We start from the raw sequence: 3,154 nt of genomic DNA, 5'->3' as shown, positions 1-3,154 counted from the left end.
TCGCTGAGCGCCAGCAGCCCTTCGGTCGGCGTGCCCAGGCCCTCGGGCTGCAGGTGGAGCTGCAGGCGCAGGCCGTCGGCATGCCGCGTCTGGAACAGCCGGTGCTCCACCATCCGCGCCGCCGAGCGCACCAGCGCCAGCGTGTGCCGCTGGAAGCCGCGCTGCTCGCCGGAGATGTCCAGCACGCCCAGCACGCGCCCCTGCGGATCGCGGATCGGCGCCGCGTGCAGCTGAGGAACGCATTGCGCTCAAGGAAGTGCTCGCCGCCGAGCACCGCCACCGGCCGCTGCTCCGCCAGCGCCGTGCCGATCGCGTTCGTGCCGCGCCAGCGCTCGTCCCAGATCGCGCCGGGCCGCAGCGCCACCCGCTGCGCCCGGTCGACGAAGCGGCCATCCCCCAGCGCGCCCAGCAGCAGGCCTTGCGCGTCGGCCAGGATGACCAGGCCGTCGCTGTCGCGCGTCTGCTCGAAGAGGTCTTCCATCACCGGCCGCGCGTGGGCAACCAGCTCGTGCTGCCGCTCCAGCGCACGCCGGAGCTGGGCGCCAGACGCATGCGGCGCGCCCGGCGGACGGCCGACCGGGTCCAGGCCGAAATCACGCTGCGCAGCCAGCTGCCGGCTCAGGCCTTCGTCCAGCGCCTCGACGCTGAGCCGACCGGTGTCCAGCAGCTCGCGCCGCGCGGCGCGCAGCAGCCTCGGCGCCAGCGCGGCGCCGCTCGGGGTTTTCACCATCCTGTCGTCTCCTTGCGTCGGCGCCCTCGGCCTCGACGGTCCGTCCGGTGCTCGCCATCGACGCGATCGCGGGTTTGAGCCGGAATCCGCATCCGCGTTGCGCCATTCCGGAACACCTGCGCCATCGCGGCGATGCCGGGACCAGTCTGTGGACCGATCCTGACCAAAGCCTGTCGAAAAGAGAAGCGGCTTTCCGCCGCCGAGCAGGGTCTTCGGCGCGAAGCGGCCGCTGGCACGGCCCATGCAAAGCGGTGGCGGGCGTTCGACGCCTCATCAACCACGGAGACAAGCCATGATCTACGCCAAGCCCAACGCCGCCGGCGCCCCGCTGCAGTTCAAGCCCCGCTACGACAACTTCATCGGCGGCCAATGGACCGCGCCGCGGGACGGCCAGTACTTCGACGTCATCACGCCCATCACCGGGCAGGTCTACACGCAGGCGGCGCGCTCGAATGCCGCGGACATCGAACTGGCGCTGGACGCGGCGCATGCCGCCGCCGAGCGCTGGGGCGCGACCCCGGCGGCCGAACGCGCCAACGTGCTGCTGCGCATCGCCGACCGCATCGAGCAGAACCTGGAGCGGCTCGCCTACGCCGAGACCATCGACAACGGCAAGCCGATGCGGGAAACGCTCAATGCCGACCTGCCGCTGGCGGTCGACCACTTCCGCTACTTCGCCGGTTGCCTGCGGGCGCAGGAGGGCGCGCTCAGCGAGATTGACGCGAACACCGTCGCGTACCACTTCCACGAGCCGCTGGGCGTCGTGGGCCAGATCATTCCGTGGAACTTCCCGATCCTGATGGCGGCGTGGAAGCTGGCGCCGGCGCTGGGCGCGGGCAATGCCGTGGTGCTCAAGCCGGCGGAGTCGACGCCGGTGAGCATCCTGGTGCTTACCGAGCTGATCGCCGACCTGCTGCCGCCGGGCGTGCTCAACATCGTCAACGGCTACGGCAAGGAAGCGGGCATGCCGCTGGCGCAGAGCAAGCGCATCGCCAAGGTGGCGTTCACCGGCTCGACGGCGACCGGCCGCGTCATCGCGCAGGCGGCCGCGACCAACCTGATCCCCGCGACGCTCGAGCTCGGCGGCAAGAGCCCCAATGTCTTCTTCCCCGACATCGCCGCCCAGGACGACGACCTCTTCGACAAGGCGATCGAAGGCCTGGTGCTGTTCGCGTTCAACCAGGGCGAGGTCTGCACCTGCCCGTCGCGCGCGCTGATCCATGAATCGATCTACGACCGCTTCATCGCCCGCGCGATCGACCGCGTGAAGGCGATCAAGCAGGGCAACCCGCTGGACACCGACACGATGATGGGCGCGCAGGCCTCGTCGATGCAGCTCGACAAGATCCTGTCCTATCTCGAGATCGGCAAGCAGGAAGGCGCGCAGTGCCTCATTGGCGGCGGACGCGCGCAGCTCGGTGGGGACCTGGCGGGCGGGTATTACATCCAGCCGACGCTGTTCAAGGGCACCAACGACATGCGGATCTTCCGCGAGGAAATCTTCGGCCCGGTGCTGGCCGTCACCACCTTCAAGACCGAGGAGGAGGCGCTGCGCATCGCCAACGACACGCCCTATGGGCTGGGCGCGGGGGTGTGGTCGCGCGACATCAACACCGCCTTCCGGATGGGCAAGGGCATCAAGGCCGGGCGCGTGTGGACCAACTGCTATCACGCGTATCCGGCGCATGCGACCTTCGGCGGCTACAAGGAATCGGGCATCGGGCGCGAAACCCACAAGATGATGCTGGACCATTACCAGCAGACCAAGAACCTGCTGGTGAGCTACTCGCAGCAGAAGCTCGGGTTCTTCTGAGGCCGCTGGCCCTCACCCCTCCCTCTCCCGCAAGCGGGAGCGGGCCTATTACTTACTCCCTCGCCCCCGCAGGGGGAGGTGGGGGTGAGGGGGCGGCTCGATGGGCAGCAGCGCTGGGCATGGAAGGTCAGGACGAGTGGAAGCGCCTTGACCGCACGACCGGATTGGACATTTGTCTCTTACAAAGACATTTGTCTAGAATGCACCGATGTCTTCATCCAAAGACCAGTTGCTCGCCCTGGTCGAATCCAACCCCTTCATCAGCCAGCAGGAACTGGCCGACCAGCTCGGCCTGTCGCGCTCGGCCGTTGCCGGCCATCTCGCTCAGCTGACGAAGGAGGGCCGCATCCTCGGGCGCGCTTATGTGCTGCCGCAGCGCCAGCCCATCGTCTGCATAGGCGGCACCAACCTCGACCGCAAGCTGCGTGGCCTTGGTCCGCTGCGCATGGGCAGCTCCAATCCCGCGACCCAGCATGAAACCGCCGGCGCGTCGCCCGCAACATTGCCGAGAACCTCGCGCGCCTGGGCCTGCCGGTGCATCTGCTGACCGCCGTCGGCCGCGACGCCGCGGGGCAGTCCTTGCTGGCGCAGCTGCAGGCGCTGGGCGTCGA

5 protein-coding genes are annotated in these 3,154 nt (G+C 69.0%); 4 read left to right on the top strand and 1 reads right to left on the bottom strand.

Going from position 1 to position 3,154, the window contains the following annotated elements; translation table 11 throughout:
- Nucleotides 1–185, bottom strand: a 185-nt coding sequence (locus tag FUT87_RS31665) for a hypothetical protein (protein WP_404935382.1), incomplete at its 3' end; no start/stop codon positions are given.
- A 71-nt stretch (nt 186–256) separates the two neighbouring features.
- Between FUT87_RS31665 and FUT87_RS31660 the strand changes: the two genes are divergently transcribed.
- The 4 genes from FUT87_RS31660 to FUT87_RS31655 all read left to right on the top strand — a co-directional run.
- Nucleotides 257–808: a hypothetical protein gene (locus tag FUT87_RS31660; protein ID WP_404935380.1), complete on the top strand. Its 552-nt coding sequence runs from the start codon at nt 257–259 to the stop codon at nt 806–808.
- A gap of 214 nt (nt 809–1,022) precedes the next feature.
- The gene (locus FUT87_RS09650) at nt 1,023–2,543 is read left to right on the top strand and encodes an aldehyde dehydrogenase family protein (protein WP_091728193.1); all 1,521 of its coding nucleotides are present in this window, start codon (nt 1,023–1,025) and stop codon (nt 2,541–2,543) included.
- A 208-nt stretch (nt 2,544–2,751) separates the two neighbouring features.
- A complete protein-coding gene (locus tag FUT87_RS09645) occupies nt 2,752–3,090 on the top strand; it encodes a winged helix-turn-helix transcriptional regulator (protein WP_310735152.1) in 339 nt (112 codons plus the stop codon).
- Nucleotides 3,078–3,154 (top strand): hypothetical protein (locus FUT87_RS31655; RefSeq protein ID WP_404935381.1); only part of this gene is annotated, 77 nt, incomplete at its 3' end. The genes FUT87_RS09645 and FUT87_RS31655, both read left to right, overlap by 13 nt.

This window comes from Mitsuaria sp. TWR114, assembly GCF_007997345.1.
This window is presented reverse-complemented; position numbering and strand designations above follow the sequence as displayed.

Excerpts from the sequence above, each read along its gene's own strand:
- FUT87_RS09650 (WP_091728193.1), top strand. The coding sequence starts at position 1,023 with ATGATCTACGCCAAGCCCAACGCCGCCGGCGCCCCGCTGCAGTTCAAG.
- FUT87_RS09645 (WP_310735152.1), top strand. The coding sequence starts at position 2,752 with ATGTCTTCATCCAAAGACCAGTTGCTCGCCCTGGTCGAATCCAACCCC.